This window comes from Abditibacteriota bacterium, from assembly GCA_017552965.1.
Lineage (GTDB): Bacteria > Armatimonadota > UBA5829 > UBA5829 > UBA5829 > RGIG7931.
This window is the reverse complement of sequence record JAFZNQ010000065.1, coordinates 1-20,880: the sequence shown is the minus strand read 5'-3', so window position 1 is coordinate 20,880 and position 20,880 is coordinate 1. Positions and strand designations below refer to the sequence as shown.

General features: G+C 50.1%; 13 protein-coding genes. 1 reads left to right on the top strand and 12 read right to left on the bottom strand.

The features are described from left to right. On the top strand, positions 1 to 267 hold a 267-nt coding region (locus IK083_06220), incomplete at its 5' end, for a hypothetical protein (protein MBR4749146.1). A gap of 205 nt (positions 268 to 472) precedes the next feature. Here IK083_06220 and IK083_06215 read toward each other — a convergent pair. The 12 genes from IK083_06215 to IK083_06160 all read right to left on the bottom strand — a co-directional run. Then, the gene (locus IK083_06215; protein ID MBR4749145.1) at positions 473 to 2,593 is read right to left on the bottom strand and encodes a hypothetical protein; all 2,121 of its coding nucleotides are present in this window, start codon (positions 2,591 to 2,593) and stop codon (positions 473 to 475) included. A gap of 73 nt (positions 2,594 to 2,666) precedes the next feature. Further along, a complete protein-coding gene (locus IK083_06210; GenBank protein ID MBR4749144.1) occupies positions 2,667 to 4,730 on the bottom strand; it encodes a hypothetical protein in 2,064 nt (687 codons plus the stop codon). Between the two features lie 539 nt (positions 4,731 to 5,269). Next, complete coding sequence (locus IK083_06205) at positions 5,270 to 6,496, bottom strand: hypothetical protein (protein ID MBR4749143.1); 1,227 nt, start codon at positions 6,494 to 6,496, stop codon at positions 5,270 to 5,272. 101 nt (positions 6,497 to 6,597) lie between these two features. Then, positions 6,598 to 8,550 carry a hypothetical protein gene (locus tag IK083_06200; GenBank protein ID MBR4749142.1) on the bottom strand — a complete coding sequence of 651 codons (1,953 nt, stop codon included), beginning with the start codon at positions 8,548 to 8,550 and terminating at the stop codon, positions 6,598 to 6,600. Positions 8,551 to 8,574: 24 nt separating this feature from the next. After that, a complete protein-coding gene (locus tag IK083_06195; protein ID MBR4749141.1) occupies positions 8,575 to 9,477 on the bottom strand; it encodes a hypothetical protein in 903 nt (300 codons plus the stop codon). A gap of 645 nt (positions 9,478 to 10,122) precedes the next feature. Then, positions 10,123 to 10,437, bottom strand: a complete 315-nt coding sequence (locus IK083_06190) for a hypothetical protein (protein ID MBR4749140.1) — start codon at positions 10,435 to 10,437, stop codon at positions 10,123 to 10,125. 200 nt (positions 10,438 to 10,637) lie between these two features. Continuing rightward, a complete protein-coding gene (locus tag IK083_06185; GenBank protein MBR4749139.1) occupies positions 10,638 to 12,254 on the bottom strand; it encodes an N-6 DNA methylase in 1,617 nt (538 codons plus the stop codon). 109 nt (positions 12,255 to 12,363) lie between these two features. Further along, positions 12,364 to 13,911 carry a hypothetical protein gene (locus IK083_06180; protein MBR4749138.1) on the bottom strand — a complete coding sequence of 516 codons (1,548 nt, stop codon included), beginning with the start codon at positions 13,909 to 13,911 and terminating at the stop codon, positions 12,364 to 12,366. Beyond that, positions 13,895 to 15,097 carry an ion transporter gene (locus tag IK083_06175; GenBank protein ID MBR4749137.1) on the bottom strand — a complete coding sequence of 401 codons (1,203 nt, stop codon included), beginning with the start codon at positions 15,095 to 15,097 and terminating at the stop codon, positions 13,895 to 13,897. Before IK083_06175 ends, IK083_06180 begins: the two co-directional genes overlap by 17 nt. A 28-nt stretch (positions 15,098 to 15,125) precedes the next feature. Further along, the gene (locus tag IK083_06170) at positions 15,126 to 16,862 is read right to left on the bottom strand and encodes a hypothetical protein (protein MBR4749136.1); all 1,737 of its coding nucleotides are present in this window, start codon (positions 16,860 to 16,862) and stop codon (positions 15,126 to 15,128) included. A 1-nt stretch (position 16,863) separates the two neighbouring features. Then, positions 16,864 to 20,037: an ion transporter gene (locus IK083_06165; protein MBR4749135.1), complete on the bottom strand. Its 3,174-nt coding sequence runs from the start codon at positions 20,035 to 20,037 to the stop codon at positions 16,864 to 16,866. Between the two features lie 76 nt (positions 20,038 to 20,113). After that, a partial coding sequence (locus IK083_06160) for a leucine-rich repeat domain-containing protein (GenBank protein ID MBR4749134.1) occupies positions 20,114 to 20,880 on the bottom strand: 767 nt, incomplete at its 5' end.

Below are 20,880 nucleotides of genomic sequence, written 5' to 3'. Positions count from 1 at the left end.
CCCGGCCCCCCTTCGGAATTCATCCCCATGTGGCAGCAGTCGGTGAAGCCCTACCTGCTGAGGGAGTTTCCCCCGGAAAAGTCTCTCGTCAGCGCCATCCTCCGCATATACGGGGTGGGCGAGTCGGCTGTGGCCTCCCGGCCGGGGACCATCCTTCACCGGCCGGAGCGGCAGCGCGTCCCCTGCCGGCGCAGGTCCCCCAATATGCAGCCGCCGCTAGGCCCAGAATGCACAGGGCGGCGAGTATACATACACAGTGTTTCATAGTATTTCTCCTTGCGGACGTCCGCAGGGGCCGGACGTCCCCGTCCGGCCGCGCTTGCGGCTTAATACCATTATACACAGGCAGGCGATACATAGTCAAGCCCGGCAAAGAGGGCCTCTTTGCCGGGCTGTTAGGCTTTGATTATCTCGTGAGAAATGACAGCCCTGTGACCGGGATATGAAAGATCCCGTTCCGACTGTCAAAGCCTTATTTGCGGGTGATGGCTATCCAGGGGCGGACGGCCCTGAGCTCATTGGATGACGCGCTTTTGTAGCCGCCTGCCGACACTGTCCAGCTTTTATTTTCGGAATAAGGATTCCACTTTATCCACCAGTCCACCATTCCGTCTTCGGAAACATATATAGTGTTTCCGTATTGAGACCGAACATATGCGTTGGGACTGCACTGCATGATATCCGGCTTCAACTGTTTCTCTTTTTCCAACTGAGAACTCCAGGGCAGGCTGATCCTGAATTCGACCCTAGTTTTGTCTTCAAATTCTGTATAAATCGTTCTCAGCAGTTGTCTTTCCGTTTCGGTGAACGCCTCGTTGACAAAGCTGTCGTTGAGCCACTTCATTATTTCGCTCTTTTCCCATTCCGTGCCGGATGCGGCGTCAAACCTTTTGACATCCAGGGCTTTTACGCTGATCATCTCCAGGCCCGAATCGCCGGACCAGTTGAGGGCACTGTTCTTGAACACATACCACTCTATGGCTTCACCTTTGTAGGTGCCGAAGTAAATGATATCGCCGGGCCTAACGTTGGAATAATTGCCTTTTTTGCTGATGGCTATCAATGGGCGGACAGTTCTCATCAGGCTGCCGGAGGCGCTTTCGTAACTGCCAGCGGTGTTGACGGTCCAGTTTTTGTTTTCGGTGTATGGATTATATTTCATCCACCAGTCCACCGTGCCGTCATTGTTGATCAAATTGGTAAAATGCGACCTCACATATTCGTTGGGACTGCAATCTATTATATCGGGCCTTACTTCTCTTTCTTTTCCCAACTGACTGGACGGAGCAAGACTGACTCTGTATTTGAATTCGATTTTGTCTTCAAGTGTAGTTGTATGGATATATAATCTATTCTTTTCAGCGTCGGTAAACGCTTCGTTGTAAAAGCCATCGTTGAGCCACTTCATTATCTCGCTCTTTCCCCATTCGGACCCCGCACCGAGGTCAAACCTTTTGACATCTAGGGCTTTAACACTGATTAGCTCCAGGCCCGGATTATTCGGGTCTTTCCAGTTGCACCAATTATTCTTGAACACATACCACTCAATGGGTTCGCCCTTGTAGCGGCCGAATTTTATGATATCCCCTGGCTTTGCGCTCGTAAAGTCTCCCGGCTCTTTTACCTGCGGCTTCGGAGTTGCGGGTGTGGGTTGCCCTGCCGTGGTTGTGGGTTTCGGAGCCGCAGGTGAGGGCTGTCCTGCCGTGGTTTGCTCACCGGTCTTTCGGTCTATCCATATGGCGGGCCGCACGGCCACGTTGGTGTGATTGACCGCATTGCCGATCAGGTTCACTCTGCCGTATCTATCTATATGGGCTGCGCTGTCGGATGCGTCGCCCGGAGTTGACAGCCAGCACCAGCAAAAGCCGGTATCATAAACCTCAACTCCTCTCTGTCTGGCATATTTCGTAGGATAGCAAAGCCTTGATGCGTCGCTGGAAAAATAGTTGCTTGCCCTGCCTTCACTCAAAAGAACTACCATATCTTTCGTTTCCGCGCCGCCATAGGTCCCGTATTTCGAGTTGTTGTAGTTTTTGCTGTTGATGTTGTACATACGCTTTTTTTCATCGGCATTGAAGGCGGAGTTGTAAAAGTCGTTGTTCAGCCACTGCCTCAGGGAACAGGTTGCCCATGTGACAGATGCCTTATAGGTATTGTAGGGCTTGCAGTCCAGGCCGTATCTGCTCACAACTAAAATGCTGTTGTCCGAGCCTATAAAAATAACTATCCACTCTATGGGCTCTTTCCCATTGGAATAATTACCATCCTGCTCATAGCGACCAAAGGTGATCACCTCACCTTTTTTGGCTGATGCTATAGACGCAGCACGTTTTCTGGGTTCTGCCTTCAGAGTCTTTCCTGTGGCTGCAGGCGGTGCATCCTGTTTTGCTGTCTGTTTTTGATTCGCAGCAGTTTTTTTTGCCGGCTGTTTTTTGGGTGTCTTTTTCTTGCCTGCCGTCTTTTTTGCAGACCCCGTTTTGGGGGGAGGCGTCGGAGCGGCGGGCTTTACCGGTGGCAGATCGCCGTAGCAAGCGACACAGAACATCGTCAGAAGCGCAACAACGCTCCATAATAGCAATAGTTTATTCTTCATGGTTCTCCTCGTAATCTATAGACAACTTCCGGCAATATGATTATTCCGGTCTTCAGTATCGTGGATCAAAGAGCTAATTACAAGGCCAGCGCAAAAGGGGGGGGATATCTATCGTCCAAGACACATCAAAATACTGTGAAATAAGAAATACAACCACGACGAATAGAACCAGGATGGCCATTATAAAAAAACCGGATAATAACAGAGGGTTAAAATTGCTCCCGCCTTTGCTTTGTATTTTGTTGCCGAGCGTCCCATTTTGACTTCCAGTGGATGGTTGACTGTCTTGGCGCTTGTTGGATACGCCAGAAGTTGGCTTGTCTTCCGCATCACACTTCTCCAGCTGACGTTGGATGTCTTCCTTCAGCTCTCCCTCGGCAAGGCCCGCTGTCCGGACCAGAGTTTCCCGGATGTGAGGATCGTTCTTGTCATTGGCAAGGCATACCCTTATATAGCTGTACAGCGCTTCCGCCTTGATATCGAACTTTTTAAGCAACGTCAAATGCATCTGCGGGTCTTTCATCTTGCAGGCTTTTTTAATGATATTCCCGAAAAGCTTGCTGTTGATAAATATCTCGTCAGCTGTCAGGCCGAGGGGGGGCACTTGGGCGACGCATTCATAAATGCCCGTTTCACTGTTCTTCATTAATTGTCCGCTGCAAAACTCCGTTTTGAAGTCGTAGATCTCCCGGCATTTGCTCCCTTGAGGCAATTTTATGAAAAGCTCTTCGCTGTTGTCCGACTGGTCGCCCAGCAGCTTTTTGTCCAGGTCCGCAAAAAGCTTTTCTTTGGCAGTGTCGGAGAGTCCGTTGATCAGGTCGATCATCTCCGAATAGTTGTTATGACTTTCCATCCACCGTGTCAAAAACATGGTGCCGGTGCTTTCTCCGCTGCCGAAGCAGTTCTTGCATTCTACGAAATATTGAAACAGTTTTTCTTCAAGCGTTTCTTTACCGATTCGGTTGGCGAGATAGCTTTCTGCCAGATCTATATCGCAGTTCCCCAGCAGAGTGCAGAAGTCTGACGGTTTATTGTGGGGCAGCCTGAACGCCAGCTCCAGCGTCCCGGGAGTCTTGTCCATATCCGCGGTGATCCTTTCGCAGACGCCTGCCTTCAGCACGTCGCGATTTGTAAACATCGTGATGATGTCCGCCTTTTCTTTTTCGCTGTCCTGCGAAAAAACTGCCTTGACGCACCTGTATATGAATTCCTTTGCCTCGGGCATCTGTTCGGGATTTCCCTTGTTCCAATCGTCAAACCGCTTCAGTAGAGCCAGCGCTGAGCCGGCGCCGGCCTTTTCTACAGCCGGATAATATTGCCACAAGACGGCGCTGTCAAAGACCAGCGGGGCAATCTTGTCGGGAAACCAGCTGATACGGCTGTTCATGGCATTCATGTATTGCAGATATTTGGCCGCGTTGTCTGCCAAAAAGCCTTTGACCATGTCGGCTATCTGTTCTGTGATCAGGCTTTCTCTCGCCTGGCATTTCAGCAGCAGAAGCTGCAGCAATTCAAATCCGTTAGTCTTATCCTTCCCGGCAACGGAAGCGTATATGCCTTTTTCAAACATGATATTAGCTATCTCGTCTGCCGCCGCTGTCTCGGAGCCAAGGAACTCGGTCAGATATTTTACGCTGTCCTTCAGTGTCGGGTATTCGCTCCGGTCCAAAAGGTTTTTGTAGCAACCGTAAATGCCGGGGATGAGAGCCGCGTCTACTGCTTTTATTCCCATTGCGGGAAGCCAGGTCTCTGTAAAATGCCGAAATTCTTCGCTGTTTCCGGAGATGTCCTCATAGTAGGCTGATTTAGGAATGTCGGCGTCCGGCGCAGAAAAGGCTTTGGCTTCTCCGTCCAGCAGAGCGTATCTGTTTTTTATGCGGTCTTGCGCGTAAGACCAGCTTTCGTCGCTGGGGTGGCAGCCGGTCAGCATATACAGCGGACTCCCGTCATCAAGAAACAGCAACTCCTTGGCGCTTCTGTCGGCAAGCGTCTTATTGGTGGCAAAGGTGATCTCGGCGGCTATCTCCGGAGAAAAAGCGTAGCCTATGGCAGCGATCCATTTTTCGGCGTTTTCGGGTATATCTCTTATCAGGACGAACCTGCGGTCTCCGGCTGGTTTGCCCAGCTCTTTTATCACAAAGTTTACGGCAGCCCTGAGGGCCTGCTCTCTGCCACGAGATATAAAGTCATATACCGGATCCCGGGTCAGGCCGCAGTCTGAGGGAGTGTCGCTTACCTGCGGAAGATAATCGAGGGAATCGGGAGCGTCATCCAAATAATAGCTGTTTTCGTCCTTTTGCCAGGCATCCCAGTTCCGGGCCCCGAACCACTCTGCCGGATAGCCCCCCGGTTTCCCTGCCAGGCATTGCTTGATGAAGTTGCCGGGCCTGTGCGCCATTCCGTTTTTCCGTGGGGTGAGGCACAGCGGCCTGGCGTATTCGTGGATCAGGAAGCAAAGATCGTTGCCCAGCTTCACGTATTCATAAGCGCGCGCTCCCTCGCGGACAAAGCTCTTGGTCTGGATGATACGCTCAAACAGCGGCATCGTGTCCGGGGGGAGCATGCCCACCGCGTTTTTGCTGACCGCGGCGAAGCCGAACTCCTCCTGATATTCTATGTGCCCGTCGGCCAGGGATACGTGTGGAAAGCTTCTGGTATATATGAGTTGTTCCATAGTCATCTGCCTTTGTTGCTGCCGGGCTTGCTCTTTATCACGCCTTCCAGCCACAGCATCCAGATAAACGGATCCAATACCCTGTGAGGATGGGGCTTGCCTATCTTTCGCTGGTCATCGGGCGCGTGGCCCAGGCTCGATACCGCAAAGAACTTCAGCCTGTCTTCCTTGAAATTGGTTTTGATGACGCTGAGAAACTCGTTTTCGCCCTTTTCCCGAAGCCAATCTTCTATCTCACGGCTTACCGTGTCGGCTTCTTCTTCGTCGAAATACACCGACCCATCTTTTTCCGTATATGATTTGGGTTTGGCTGCTTTGGAGCCTTCCGGAAACATGTCCCTGATCAGGTCGAATTTGGTGAACACCACTGCCACGTCTCTGTCTATCTGCTCGTTTCTTCTGTAGCCGAAGCAGCTTCTGATGTAATTGGCGAATTCTGCCACCATGTTGCAGACATCCCCGGAACCCGCGGCGGTGCCGCCTCTGGAACGATTGATCCTTTTCTCCATTTGCTCTGCTTCTTCCGCCGTTTCTTTTTGATAAACAAGCTCTTCTCTGACTGAAGGCAGTGTCAGAGGATCAAACAATATGACCAGGCTGTTCACACCCTTCAGCATAGTTTTTACGGTGTCTGTCACGTTTTCGCTGTCGTGGCCGGAGGAATCAAACACCATCATGGAATACAACGGTGTCTTACCGCCTTTTGAGACTCTATCCCTTAACAGGCACAGCCATGGCTTGTCCAGACCCGATCTGGTAGCCTCCACGACTCTTCCGTCCTGTATTTGGTTTTTGTTCTCTGTATATTTCTTAAAGTGTTCCTTGTCCCAGCCCTCAATGAGCATGCCAGTCAGCTTGGGAAACATCATCAGCATCATGGTCAGAAAAGTGGTTTTACCCGAGCCTGTGGTCCCGAACACGCCGAAGCGAAATCTTTTGTCGCAGTCAAAAATACCGAACGGCAGTTCTTCTTTGCAATGCCTGCACTTTATGATTCTGACCGGCTCGTGGCATTTGGGGCATTTTGGTATCTTTTTACCCGGGATCTGCCATATCCAGGGCACGGCCTGCATGTCGATCATTTCTTTCATATCTATTTCCCCGTTTTTTCCCCGTGGATAATAGCTGCAGGTAAGCTCTTTGCTGCGGTCTCTGTTGCCGCATTCAAATATCACGTCTCCAAAGCTCAGCTTTTTGAGACAGTTGGGACACACTACTGTATTACTCATTATTGACCTCCGGGAAGCGTCAGTCCATCTGCGCAAGGTATTGTATGTTTGCCTGCTTTCTTGCCGGTCAGTGTTTTTGTCCGATAGCAGACGCCGTTTGATTAACTGTTTATTGATATTTTAAAGGTTTTTCCTTCGGTTTTTATCTGCAACTTTTCCTTTATATAGCTTCCGTAGACCCGTACGGAATAATCGCCGGGGTCAAGCCCTCTGACAGTAATTCTGCCTTCAAATCGGTAATCCGGCACTGTAAAATCGTTTTTGTCACGTTTTTTGAGCTTGCTGTCTTGCCTTATTTCATAATGGAGTCTGCTGATACCGTCGGGGATCCTGTTCAGATAGATCTGCAATTCTCCGTGCCTGAAGCTTGTTCTTTGCTCGTCTATCCCGATATCCTCTACGTTGACGATCCGGATCCTGCCGCAAATAATGCTGTTAGAGCCGGACTCGGATAATGCTGCGTAATGGTAAACGCCGAAGTCGGTGATGGGAAACTCTATTATGCCGTCCTTGCTTTGCCCCTCGGCAACTATATTCCCTCCGCCCAGCAAAGAGGGAATATCGCCGGTTTTTACTGCCAAAGGCAGCGAAAGCTGCATGTTCAGGCCTTCGTTTTCAATGCGTTTGATCTTTACGGCATTGTTGTTGCTGCCCGCAGGCTTCCAGCGGATTGTTGCCATGGCGTCGCGTATTTCCGCAGTTACGCTCTCAAGCATATCAGGAAGAGGAGCGGGGACCACGGTGAAATGCTTTGGCTCACTCCTTCCGTTTTTATAATCACAGTTGAGCTTGTATTCGTACCGGCAGCCGTTTACCAGCCCTATGTCTTCAAAAGGAGGGTGGGCGTATCGAGCAACTTCCTCCCATGCACCGTTTTCCTTCCGTCGCTGGATCCTGATGCCCTGCGCCCCGGTGGGGGTATTCCACACAAATCCGCACTTGCCATTGCCGGGTCTAATGTCGTATGTGGGTGAGGTGAAATCTATTGCCTTCACAATACAAGGTTTTGAATATCTGCCATCAAAGCGGCGGGCAAATACAGCGTAATAAAATAATGTTCCCGAGGCAAAATCAGGGTCTGAAGTCTCGCAAACGCCGATGTTCTCCGCGACCGGCTTGCCGTCACTGGGGCCTGCAGGTTCGCCGCCCTCTTTCCTGATCACGGTATAGCTGACCCCCTTCTCGGCGGTGCCTTGCCATGATAGACGGTATACCATATTGTTCCCGGCGTGTTCGGCGGAGCCCCGCAGGCCATTTGGCGCCTGAGGCTGAAGGGTGGCGAGTATATCTTTTGCCGGTCCGTAATCCTTTATTGTCTGCAACACGTCATAACAGGCGTTTGCCATTTCTGTGCCGGACCTTCCAGCGGCAGCGGCCAGCGTGTCGGAGGCCCTTCTGATCTCTCGTCGTATTGTTTGGTGTTGGGTTTCAAAATCAAAAGCAGGAACTTCGGTCCGCAGCTTTTCAATGAGCTGATCCGCCTGTCGATAAAAGCCCTCTGCAAGAAGCTCCGAGATTTGTTTGACATATCCGTCGTATTCGTATCTAATCTGCTCCAGCTGATGCTCCGGTCCTGCCAGTTCCTTTTTCCTTGCGGGGTCAGCATCCCTGGCGGCGATGATAAGCTGTTCTGCCTCGGTGATGTTTTTGTATCCCAAGGCGTTTTTTGCCTTATCCACGTAATAATCGAAGTGACGCGAGGCAACAAGGTCAAAGCCGCAACTGCAACGCTCGTCCCCCGGCGCATTGGTTTTGTGGCAGCGGGGACATTTCGCTCCCTCAGTGATAGTGGTGATATCGTGTAAAAACCTGGTGATGGATATCGCCCTTTCGCGGCACTCCCGTGCTTCGGCCTTTCGCCGGCGTGTGTCAGACATACATGCGGTGATGTCGTCTTTCAAATGCTGTAGCGTTTCTCTATCCTCGTCGTCGGTGGATCTTATGCGTTCTTTTTGTTCCCATCGGGCGATGGCGGCGTTTATAGTGTTCATATCATCCGCCTCGTGCCCGTAAGGAAGGATCTCCAAAAGCTGGTAATAATTGGTTTTGGCCATTTTATTCTTTTCCACGAATCATGATCAATAGTTTATCAGCACCCATATTGCGGGCCGGGCTGTTCCCAGGTCGCCCACGTTGCCGTTTTGGTCGGAGCTGTTGACGAAACAACCTTCCACAATGACGGTGCCCAATATATCCACAAACATGGCGCTGTCCACCGCGTTTCCGGGCTCCTGGGCTACCGAGGGAGCTCCGGGAGTCCGGAGCCACCAGGGACAGGTGCCCCTTTGGTTGATGTCCACGTTGCGCTTGGCGGCGTATTCCGTGGGCTTGCAAAGACGGTTGGCTGGAGTAGGCAGGTATTGCTTTGCCTCTTCAAAGGATAGCAAAAACACTTGGTCCTGCACCGGTTTGCCACCGTAGGTCTTGTATTTGGCGTTGCCGGGGGTCACGGAATAACTCAGGCTGATGTATTTTTTCTCTGTTTCGTTAAAGGCAGTGTTGTAAAACTCATCGTTGAGCCAGTCTCTCATGGAGCAGTCTTCCCAAGTGACGGCTTCCTTTTCTGAGTTGTATTGCCGGTATTCCAAGGCGTATCTACTCAGGAGCAGCGCCTTGTTTGCCTTTATCGCCAACACTATCCACTCAATGGGCTCCGGTCCATAGGTGTCGCTGTCGGTTTTTTGCTGATAGGTGCCAAACTGGACCACAGAACCCTTTTTTATCCCCCTGAAGGCGATTCGCATATACTTTTTGCCGCTGTCTCTGTAGTCGCCCATGTTCCTGAACATCGTCCGGGCGGAGGCAAAGTCCTTGACTGCGACCTTTCCGCAGGCAATAAGATAATTGCACTCCTTTATTTCATCCTCGGCTCCGGGATAGTCACCTGCGTTCTTAAAATAGCCTATGGCTTTTTCATACTGCTTTTCTCTCTTTGCGGTCTTTCCTAGTGAAAGCCAAATCTCTCCTGCCTTGTTTTTCATTCCGCGTTCGGAATACAGCTGAGCCGCGCCTAAAAGGTCGCCCTGTTCTATGAACTTGCGCGCTTTATATCCGGGACTGTTGAGATAAGCCGTCAGGATGGTGGTACTAACTACTATAATGATAAGCAGCCCAGACAATAATATTTTGTTCTTGTTCTTTTCCCGCTCAGCAATTTTGATTCGCCGTTTGTTTTCTTTTTCGTCGATCGAAAGACTTTTGGTGGAGTATGCCGGTTCCGTCTCGTTTTCATGATCGCCCGCGTAGCGCGAAGCGCTGTTGCCGACGGTTTCCAGATGGGCGTGACAGACTGGGCATTCGCTCATGCTATCATCCTTATATTCGACTCTGCATTCGGGGCATTTCTTCATTTGTTAGCTCCTTTTTAGTAATGACGTCTGTATTTCATAGCTGTATCCAAAGGGCAGGGCGCACGGCGTAAGCCACTTCCGCGTATTGTCCATAGGCGTGAAGGTCGTTGCTGTCGGATATATATGCGGCGTTACGGTTATTATCGCCTGGAGACCTGAGCCACCAGCAACAGCAAACGTCTATGTTTGTCAGCGCGCCGGCGCTCAGTGCGGACGTTGCCGGCTTGCAGACCCTCTGGGTGTCGCCGGTAAAATAAGCTTCGGCTTCGCCTCTGCTCAAGGCAAAGATCCTGTCCCGTGTGTCTCTGCTTTTTCCGTTGCCGTACTCGGTATCCTTGTTAGTAACAAGTGTTTCGCATAAACGCCCTTTTCCGAGGCATAAAAGGCCTGGCTGAAAAACTCGTTGTTCAGCCACTTTCTCAGGGAACAGCCTGCCCATACGGCGTCCATGTCCCTGTTGTTAAAGGGCTTGCTGTCCAGGCAGTATTCGCTCAGAAGCAGCTGCCGTCCGTCCCGTTCATCCAGAATGCGCCAGACTATACGGGTACCCTTGTATTTACCGAAGGTGATTGTGCTGCCGATGTTGTTCATGGTTCTTTCCTTTGATCTGTTTACACTTTGAAGACGCGCCTGAAGATACCGCTCCTGAACTCATGGAGGGTCTGCTCGACCGCCCGCCCTTGAAATACATAATATCTTTTTTCTTCTTCCCCGGGGAGAAGATGAAGAACCGCCTCTGTTTTCGGGGCCTGCGCTTGGGCAGTGAACACCTATTATCTCCGCGATAGTCCTTACCGCCTGAGGGTGTCCTTCAGTTTTTTCTCCAGTTCTTTGCGCCTTCGGACGGCGTTTTGCCAATCCACAACGATCCTTTTGTATGCTTCTCCTATCTCGCTCTCTTTCTCGGCAGTTTCTCTGGGGATCCGCATGTCCATGAAATTGTCTCCGTGCCTGCCTGCTTCAATCATTTTCAGCAGATACCAAGGGTCAATGACATTGTTGCCGTCTTCTTTTTTGACCCGACAGGCATTCACGGAAGCATCCGCCACCAGACACTCGTCACCCTCAAGGAAGTCTATGACCGTAGAGCCGACAATATCTCCGTTGCGGATCTTGTTGGCGCCTTTGGGGACATCTTTCAGCCGGGGCAGGTTGTTTTTGTCAATGACACTACTTCGGCGGAGATAATAAACGCCTGTGTCTTCCCGGGTAAACAGGTCGCTGATGTCGTCGCCCTCATACCCGAACAGCCTGTCTGCTATGTCGCTGAGGACATTGTTCGCGGAATAAATGTAATCCCATGGAAGAAGACGATATCGGTTGTTTTTTACCTCTTCCACCGATACGATAGCTGCCTGATCGTGGAGCATGTTTTTTATCTCATTGATGTCTTCGTCAGTCAGGTCCCTTTCCTCTTCATGGGCCTTCTTTACGATATCCGACACATCAAGGAAACTTATTTTTTCTACTGGCTGTGAGCTCAGCATCAGCAGGTAAAAGCGATCCATCTGCAAAACGGCGCTGACTTGTTTCTTTTCTACAAGATCGCCTCTGTTCTTCACGTATGCGGAGTCTTCACTTACTAAAGATCTTTCATCCAGGCAGATTGCCGCCTTTCCGTTGTTCTGCAACAGTTTTGTAGTGTTATCTACAGCGTCCCATATCCAGGAATCGTCTGTATCATCATCTCGGCTGCTGGCCCAGCTTTTTTCTCGTAACAAGTCGGCAGCGTCAAGGAATACTTTGGCAAACTGCTTTCCAACGTTGCCGGATTCCACAATGTTTCCTATGATCGGCGCAGCTTCATAGCCATCAAGCTTGAGATTGTTGGCTATTTCGTAGGTGATCTTATTAGCCTGATCAAGTATCAGCCCGGAAAGAGGCAATGCATCCTGATTGTCAGGCATTCCCTTAGCCTTAATGGCTTTGTCTGCCGATTTCAAAAAGCCGCTGCGTATCCTTGTGCAGTCCAGAACGGTGTCTTTTTCGCTGATATCCAGCATCTCTGCGGCAATAACGCCTCTCAGCTTGTCTTTGTCATCAAGCTCTATGTCCTGATAGTCATCAAATGCCGGGAACAAAAATTCCTGCTTGAGCTCGTCGATTTTAGTGAAGGTAAGAATTGCTTTTTGGGCGAGCCCCCAAAAGTCGGAGAGATGAGTTTTAAGCTGGATCCCCAATTCTTCGCTCATTCTGCCTTTTGAGACAAAAGAGCTGGTGAACGTGTCCACAGAGTCAAGCTCCAGTTTTTCTTCTCTTTCACTATATTTGATTACTGCAAAAAGGATAGCTGTATATACTCTTTTTGCCTCTTCTTCATTGATATAATCCTGAAGAGTTCTTTCGATATCCCAGGGATCCAGATCGCTGAAACGTCTTCTGCCAATTCTTCTTCTTCGTCTTCTCATGAAATGACTCCTGTAGTCGCTTGTTGATGATAGAGTTTGCTTGTATAAAGCAGAATTGCACCCACTGTATTTCTTTGCTGATTGCCGGTTTTGGCATGCCTTTTAATAGTCATTGCTCAGACTTCTTCGGTAATGATTTCGAAGTGATATCGTCGTGTATTTCCGATGGTCTGACTTCATGGTTTTGCCTGAGGCTTTCCTGCCGTTCGAGGAGCAGAGCTTCTTCTTTTTCTTCGGCGTCTTTAAGTGCAGTATCGAGTTCCCTGTATTCTTCTCCTATCCGTTCTTCGTCTTCACGGGATAGCCTGGGTATCCTCATCTCGGAAAGGCTGTCACCGTGTTCGCCGATATCGATCATTTTTTGCAGATACCAGGGGTCTATATCTTCTGTAATGCGGTAAACGTCTAAATCCCGCTTTACGATAAGCGTTTCATTCTCTTCAAGCCAATCTATAATCTCTGCAGTCCTTCTTCCTTCTATGATATCCCAATTCCGGCATATCGTTACTTTTTCCGGGATCTCGCGGAGTCGGGGCAGGGATGCCTTATCGACAGCGTCCCTTGGGAGGCGTTCCAGATAATATATCCCCGTTTCCAGGTCGGTAAAAAATTCCTTTATTCTTTTCTCTTCTTCATCGTCATCGTTGATGTCTTCGTTGCCGCCTATCTTGTCGGTGAGCTGAAGAAAGATGTCATATTCGGAGTATTTGTAATCCCAAGGGAGAAGGCGCCATTCGTTGTTTCCGATCCTCGAGAGCGGCACTGTATCTGCTGCTGAGAGCCTGTTTTTGATTTCGATCATCACTTCGTCGGTCAGGATGTCGTCGTCTTCGTTTTCCACAATGAGATCGGTAGCGTCAACAAATATAATGCCTTCTGTGTGCTCCTTACTAAGCAATATGAGATAATCGCTGTCCAGCCTGACGACGGCCTCGATGTATCCTTTTTTGATAAATACTTCACGCTCGATGGCTTCGCTCTGCCATCCGCTGTCCGATAAATCGTCGGCACTTGCTATGACAACTGCTTTGCCGTTTTCCGAGAGCAGCCTGATTATATTGGCTTCCAGATCTGTCCAGTTTGCTCTGTCATTAAAAATCTTTGAAAAATACCTGTTTTTTGGAGGTTTGTCCTCAGCGAGTATTTCTACAGGCAGATCGTCCCGTTCGTTCAGGAGAGCGTCCGGAAGCCAGCGCTCGGGTCTTTCGGCGTCTGCCATGCCGCTGAGTCTGCGGGTGCTTTTTCCTGCTTCCTCGAGAAAACTGCTTCGTATTTCTGAAAGGTCCAATACTTCATCTTCTTCTGTGATTTCCAGCAGTTTTGCAGCAGCAGATATTTCTATGTCGTCGCGTCGTCTTCTCCAAGACCCATTGTTTATTTCATCAAAATCATTGATGGTATGTTGGCATTCTTCCCATTTGGGAGGATTTTTGAAGACCTTTGTTGCATCTTTCCAGTATGGCTTCATCAGTTTTTTCAGACCCGGTTTTACAGAAGGTGCTATTTCTGCTGTTTCGAAAAAGCTGTCAGCGGATTCCAAAGAAGGCTTTTGTTCCTGTTTCCTATAAATAAAATATGTATATAAAATAGCTTCGTAAACATTTATGCTGTTTTCGAGGTCTTCTTCACTGTTTCGGCTCCTAATTCTCCGCCTCATTGTTTTCCTCCTGATCTTGTGCCAGATCCCCTAAAAGCCTCCTGAAAACACGATAGATTTTTTCTTCGTCGCTTGGCTCTTCTTTTTCGTTTTGTCGGAATCGTTGAATTGCTCTTGGTTCCGGATTGAATCGCGCACGATATACAGACGCAATTTCATCCGAGTTGGCGCTCTGTTTTCTTAATCTTGCAAGGTCATCGCTTGTATCGCTGACTTGGCTGTGGAGCGTTTCGATGTTTGCTCTGAGGATATTGTCATTGACTTCTCTGTTGTGTCTATTTTTCTTGATTTCACTTAATTCATGTTGATGATCGTCTATTGCCGTTCGGATAGTTTCCGGGTTTGGCAAATCCCTGTTTCTGTGATATTTGCCGGTCAGTTCATCATATTGCGGCGTAAGGTCTTTATTCATAACTATGAGTGTCGCTTCTATTTCCTCGATCCTCCTGTCCATTTCACGCAGTCTCATATATACGGAGGTCACGATACCGGTAGGCAGGGCAACGAGAGTTATACCCAAAACGGCGCTGATGCAGCTCAGTACCTTGACTATAAAGTTGCCGGTCTCAACGTCCTTGAGAGTCGTAAAAGATAGCACCGATTGATACAAAGCCATTTTCCAGCCGAAGTGGTTGGAATCGAAGACGTTGAAGAAGAATGCGCTGGTTAACAGCCAAAAGGCCAATAGGATGAGTACTGCTATCAGCTGACCCCAGCTTCTCACAACCACGTCCAGCAGGGTTTGCAGCCCGGAGGCATATCTGAAGAGCTTCAGCAACCTGAAAAACCTGAAGATTCTTGAAAACCTTGCTATTCCCCATGTTGCCGGGATGAACGGTAATATGGGCAGGATGCTCAGTATATCAAAGATCGCCATCGGCGTAATAGGATATAAGCGGAACGGGTTAGCTACTCGCCCCCATAGCCATATTCTTCTCCCCTGTGGATATAACCTGTCTGCAATTATCCATCGCAAAAAATAGTCTATCATGAAAAGAACACAGCACAAGATTTCCATCCAGCGCATCCAATCAGGCATATTGCCGCTGTGGCAAACCGGAATGAAGCTCAGGATGATTATGATCAGCAGGATTATTTCATATACTATATTCCATAAACGCCATTGGTTGTCGTCTTTGTCGTTGGCGACGATATCATAAATCTTATCCCTAAAATTACGATCCATATGTTGGCTCTCCTTTTGTAATATTCAATCAGGTCCAAAGGTCCGACTTCATCTGCCGCTCCAGCCTTTTGCAATCTCTAATGGCTTGGTTGTATTCTTCGACCCGCTGGTGAAATTTCTCACCGATCTCATTTTCTTTATCGGGGTCCGGCTTTCCTTCGGCGTTGACCTGCGCGGGGATGCGGATGTCATGAAAATCGGATTCCACAGAGGATTCGTCTATCATTTTCAGCAGATACCAAGGGTCGATCTTTCCTGTAATGCGGTACACTGTGACATCGGAGGAGGTCACCCAAGTTTCTCCTTCTTCGATGCAGTCTGCGATAGCGCAAAAATAGCTTTTTTCATCCTTTGTCCAACTTTCTTTTTGGATCTTCAAAAGGTCTCCCTTGCGAACCTGTTTGACCTTGAACTCTTCCGGGACTTCCCTGAGGCGGAAAACGCTGTCTCTGTCTATGACACCGTCGGTGATCCCTCTCGTGTTGAGATAGAATATGCCTGTATCTTCCGAAGTGACAAGATCCGCTATTTCGTCGAAATACACAGCGCAGTCGATCCTGTTGATCAGGGATCCGAGGATCCTGGTCCCGGGAGTCATGTAATCCCGGGTAATGAGGCGGAAGTCGTTTCGCTCTATTTCTCCCAGAGAGATATCTCTTGCCCTGCCTATGGCAGCTTCTTTGCCCTTCAGGCTCTCTGTGACCAACGCGATCTTGTCTTCGATGAGCCTTTTTATCTCCGGATACTTTTCCAATTCGTCAATCAGGAGCCCATTTTCTTCAAGAACAGCCCTTTCTTCGCCGGTGAAGCAATTCGGGATGTTCAAAAATCTGATCTTGCCAGTATGATTTTTTTTCAGCAGCACAAAATAGTTGTTGTGCAACTTGACCACTGCCCGGACAGCGCCTGTCCTGATGAGATCTTCCCTGTCGGTTCTCCGGTCGCCTCTGCATTGGGACAGCCACTCAGGTGATACTTTTATTATGCCCTTTCCATTGTCTGTGAGCATGGCCGGGAGCTTTGCTGTTGGTATATCTCCTTTTTGGTATTTGTCCGGGTTGTTGCGGAATTCGTTGTAGTCAAAAAACAGCGCGTCAAAACCGGGCATCTTGTTGGGGGGAAGCTCGGTGATCACTCTGTCATACAGCTTTACAGAGCAACCTCTGTAGCGAACGTCGTTCAGTAGTTTGTAAACGAATTCCATGCCGGCATCGGGCATTATTGTCGACAGCTTTTTGGTGTGTTGGACCGCTGCTTTCAGGAAATCGCTGCGGATATCGGTGCAGTCGATTACGGAGGCGTCCTCGCCTATGTTTAAAATCCCCGCTGCGAACAGCGCTTCCAGCAATCCGCCCATTGAGTCTTCTTCAAATTCGATATACTCGTTTACGTTGCAGTCAAGATCCATCTGCATTTCAGAATCTGGGAAAATGTTTTTCTTTTTCTCTTCAAGGGCGGTCAGGCATATCTTTTGGGCGATGCCCCAGTAATCGGAGAGATATCTTTTCAACTCGGATATCAGCTTTGGGTCGATACGTATTTCTTCGTCTGCGATGAACCTGTCAGCGGAGCTCAGCAATTCGTATTTCTGTTTTTTCTGCTCGGACTCCGGCAGGCTGCGCATGTATTCCGTGTATCTGAACGCCGTATACATCACGGCGCAGAACACCTTGTAAGCCCAGCCGGAGTTGTCGATGATCATATCCAGGAGATTCCTGAGGTCGTCCCACAATTCTTCGACATTACTTGTAGTTTTTATAGCCATTTTATTGCACCTTTGTTTGTATGCGGATCGCGCATTCTCTCGCTCTTCTGGCGGTGGCAGCATGCTCTACAGCCAACTCTCTGTAGTGCCGTCCTATTGCGCGTTCTCTGTTGCGGAAGAAGAGCCTGGGCACGGCATAGCCCCGGGAGAAGCGGTTTTTGCCTTTGTATCTATACTGCGTGTTGAGCTGCTTCAGCAGATACCAGGGGTCTATGATGTAATTGCCGTTTTCTCTTCTTATCCGCCAGGCCCGGACGTTGTTGGGGATTGCCAGCCAGTCGTGTTCCCGCAGGCAGTCGATCATGGCCGCTGTCCCGTCTGTGTCATCACAGAGAATGACTGCGCCCTTTGCCCTGACTGCGCTCGGGGGGGTCTCGGTCAGCTGCTCCAAATCCTCTTTGGCGATATATCTCGGGCTGGTGAGGGAAATGTCGTCTATGCCATAGCTGATTCGGCCATTCCACCTATAACAGGCGGCCGGCTCCTGCGTGTCGGGGGCGGCTTGCGCGGCAGCGGCAGCCGCGCCTCCGGACCATGCGCCGTCATCCTCTTCGACGGCTTCGTCTATGTCCTCAATATCTTCGTCATCGATGTCGTCAATGTCTTCTTCGTCCGTCAAATCGTCGGGATCCTCGAGGTCTTCTTCATCGAGGTCATCAATATCTTCTGCGTCGATGACGTCAAAATCTTCATCTCCGATGTCTTCAAGGTCTTCTTCGTCGATAATGTCAGGGGCCTTGTCGTCGGCATCGTCGAGGTCTTCGTAGTTAGCGCCAGTGATCTCCTCGGCCAATTCGCCGAAGGGAGTCGTTTCTGTGGTCCTGTAGTCCCAGGGGTCCAACTTCCATTTATTTGCTGCTATTTCCTCAAGGGGCACCTCTCTTGCTTCTCTTAGGGTGCGCTCTATCTTTTGTATACTTTCATTGGTCAGTCCGCCGTATTGGCTTTCTTTTTCCCGGAGCATACAGTCGTCGGCATCAATCAGCCTGATCCCCCCCTTGTAGCCTTTTTGTGTGAGCAGCAGATAATTCTGCTCCATCATAATCACGGCGGTGATATTACCCCTTTCCACAAAAGCCTGACGGGCGATCATGGTCTCCCTGTCGGTATCGGTTACGGCATCATTAAAGGTGTATATTGCCGCGATGCCGTCCTTTTCGAGTATATCAGTAGCATCAAGGGCGGCGCCCCATACGTAGCCGTGTTCTTTGACGTTCTTTTTGTGTGCCAGCCTGTAGTTTCTGAGTTCAAGGCTGTCGAGATATATGCGGGAATAGCTGTGTAACGGCTCTGTTTTGCCTATGCCCGAAAAGTCGGCGTATTCCGCTGGCTGTACATCTATCCCGCTGATGTCATTGACCAGGATCTGGATCGCCCTCAGAGCCACGTCGGGCTCAATGCCGTAGAGCCGGTCAGAACCCTGCGAGGCGAAATACAAAAAAGTGTCGCAGAAGCCCGTGCAGTCCAACACCGTGTCCTCGGCGGAAATATCCATCAGTGCCGCGGCGGCTGTCCCAAAAAGATCGTTCGAGCTTACGTTACGCAAGATCCGGTCAAGCTCTTTTTCCGCCTGTTGCATACGCTTCTCTGATGTAAAATGTTGGCACGCCGCTACGACAACAGCCCAATGCTCCGACAGGGTGTCGGTGAGTATTTCGCTGACGGATGGGCCGAGGCTTGCCGTTTCTGCAAAAGCGCCGGCGGATTCCAGCGAGGGTGCGGCTCCGCCTTGGGTACGCTCATGGTTTGTAAGAACGGTGTACAGGATGGCCGTGTATGTTAATACGTATTGCTTGATGTTTATGCCGTCTGCAAGAAGATGCCTGGTGTAGTCCCCGAGGACAGTGAAGTCTTTGGGATCAAAGTCGTCAAAAAACGTATCACTGTAGTCAGAGTAACGTTGCTCGTCCATAAATCGGAGACGAAGATCTTCGTCTTCGGATATTTCTCCGCGGCCAATGCCCCTGCCGTCATCCTGAAACCTGCTGTCTTCATCTGGCGCGGGGATCGCCTCAGGTTCTTCGGAGCTGGTCTCTGACAAATATCTTGTCTCGGCATCTTCGGCGCCTGTCCGGCTGCTCTCGGCCCTGTTCCATAGCTTGTCCACCTCTGCAGTCAGCCTGATCACATCTCCCTTGAGCGTGTCGGCCTGCCTTTTGATGGAGTCCTCATCTGCATTGCTGCCGGGATCCTTGCGGTCGCGCTCATTGGTGATGGTGGGTCTTCGGGCCCTCAGGCTGTTCGTTTCCTCTTGCAGGGCTTTCCGTTGCTCTATGTATTCATCCAGTTGGCTTCTCAGTGTCCCGGGTTGCCTGAGGGTGTCGTCGATACTGCGGTAAAGCGCGTATGTCCTGTCGATCCTTTTTTGATTTGATTCATCATTGAGCTTGCGGTTGGCGTCATTAAGCAGGTCATGTGTCTCTTGCAGAGTCTTTTGTAATTCGTTGTAGCTCATATACACCGATGTCAGGATACCGGCGGGAAGAGCCACCATGCCCACGCCTATCAGTGCGGTGAAAGCGCTGACCAGCCTCAGTTTTTGGTTGGGGGGATCCACATCCCTTATGGTGGTAAATGACGCCAGCGCCTGATATATGGCTTGCCATCCTCTGTATCCGTTGGGGTCTATGAGAGTAATGACCAGGGAGCTGACAAAGAGCGCAAAAATCAATATGATCAATATGCCTGCCATCTGCTGCCAGGACTTCCTGATAGCGTAGCCGATGCTTTCGACACCTTCGACGAACGCAAAAAGCTTAAGGGTCCTCAGCATTCTCATACCCATAGCGATAAATCTGAAGAGTTTGACAGAGCTCATCCACCTGGCAGGAATGAATATGGGCAGGATGCTCAGCAGGTCAATAAGGGCCATAGGGGCTATGAGATACTTCCAACCCCAATATCTGTCCATCGGCATTCGTCCCCATATCCTCGCGCCTTTGTACAGCCGGTCCGCTATGCTCCAGCGCGCCAGATAATCTGCGATAAAGATGAAGCCGCATCCTATCTCGAGAAACCTCATCCAGCCGGGGAGCGCGCTACCGCTCCACAGTGCCGGGACGATGCTCGCCAGGATCACCAACAGCATGATCCCCACATACCAATTATGTCCTGTTCTATACCGGTAGTCTTCGTTGTTCTCGTTGCCGATAATGTTCCATATTATATTCCGCATATTCTTATCATGTCCTTTTTCTGTTTCTCCGCCGGAGAGGCATCACAATCTTGCTTTTCAGTCGTGGGCTCCGGGTCTATTCTCCAGGTCTCTTACAGGGTATGCCTGCCTTTGCCGCAAAGTCCCTGGCAACGGGGCTGTCGGTGACTATTGCCAACTGCTCACAGCTGTCAAACGCTTCGTCTCCTATCTGCGTGACGCTGTCGGGTATGTTGATCTCTGTGAGCGATGAACATTCGCGAAACGCGTCGGCTCCTATCTGCGTGACCCCGCCGGGTATGTTGATCTCTGTGAGCGATGAGCAGCCGTAAAACGCGTAGTTTCCGATCTGCGTGACCCCGTCGGGTAAATATACGATGGAGGGGCAGGTTCCGCAGAAGCCGGTGAGTGTTCCGCCTTCTGATATTTGCAGCTCAAAAGCAACTCCGGGAACGTTTGCAAAGGCGTGATGCCCGATATAAGTGATGCTCTCGGGCACATCGATATGCGTGAGGGATGAACAGCCGTAAAATGCCCATTCTCCTATCTGCGTGACGCCGCCAGGTATGTTGATCTCTGTGAGCGATGAGCAGCCGTCAAACGCGCCGGCTTCTATCTGCGTGACGCCGTTGGGTATATTGATCTCTGTGAGCGATGAACATTCGCGAAACGCGTCGGCTCCTATCTGCGTGACGCCGTCGGGTATGTTGATTTCTGTGAGCGATGAACATTCGCGAAACGCGTCGTTTCCGATCTGCGTGACCCCGTCGGGTATGTGTATGGCAGTGAGCGATGAACATTCGCGAAACGCGTCGGCTCCTATCTGCGTGACCCCGCCGGGTATGTTGATCTCTGTGAGCGATG

What these genes read in the sequence shown, in the direction of transcription:
- IK083_06215 (MBR4749145.1), bottom strand. Translation starts at nt 2,593, where the DNA reads ATGAAGAATAAACTATTGCTATTATGGAGCGTTGTTGCGCTTCTGACG.
- IK083_06205 (MBR4749143.1), bottom strand. Translation starts at nt 6,496, where the DNA reads ATGAGTAATACAGTAGTGTGTCCCAACTGTCTCAAAAAGCTGAGCTTT.
- IK083_06200 (MBR4749142.1), bottom strand. Translation starts at nt 8,550, where the DNA reads ATGGCCAAAACCAATTATTACCAGCTTTTGGAGATCCTTCCTTACGGG.
- IK083_06195 (MBR4749141.1), bottom strand. Translation starts at nt 9,477, where the DNA reads ATGAAAAACAAGGCAGGAGAGATTTGGCTTTCACTAGGAAAGACCGCA.
- IK083_06190 (MBR4749140.1), bottom strand. Translation starts at nt 10,437, where the DNA reads ATGAACAACATCGGCAGCACAATCACCTTCGGTAAATACAAGGGTACC.
- IK083_06185 (MBR4749139.1), bottom strand. Translation starts at nt 12,254, where the DNA reads ATGAGAAGACGAAGAAGAAGAATTGGCAGAAGACGTTTCAGCGATCTG.
- IK083_06180 (MBR4749138.1), bottom strand. Translation starts at nt 13,911, where the DNA reads ATGAGGCGGAGAATTAGGAGCCGAAACAGTGAAGAAGACCTCGAAAAC.
- IK083_06175 (MBR4749137.1), bottom strand. Translation starts at nt 15,097, where the DNA reads ATGGATCGTAATTTTAGGGATAAGATTTATGATATCGTCGCCAACGAC.
- IK083_06170 (MBR4749136.1), bottom strand. Translation starts at nt 16,862, where the DNA reads ATGGCTATAAAAACTACAAGTAATGTCGAAGAATTGTGGGACGACCTC.
- IK083_06165 (MBR4749135.1), bottom strand. Translation starts at nt 20,037, where the DNA reads ATGCGGAATATAATATGGAACATTATCGGCAACGAGAACAACGAAGAC.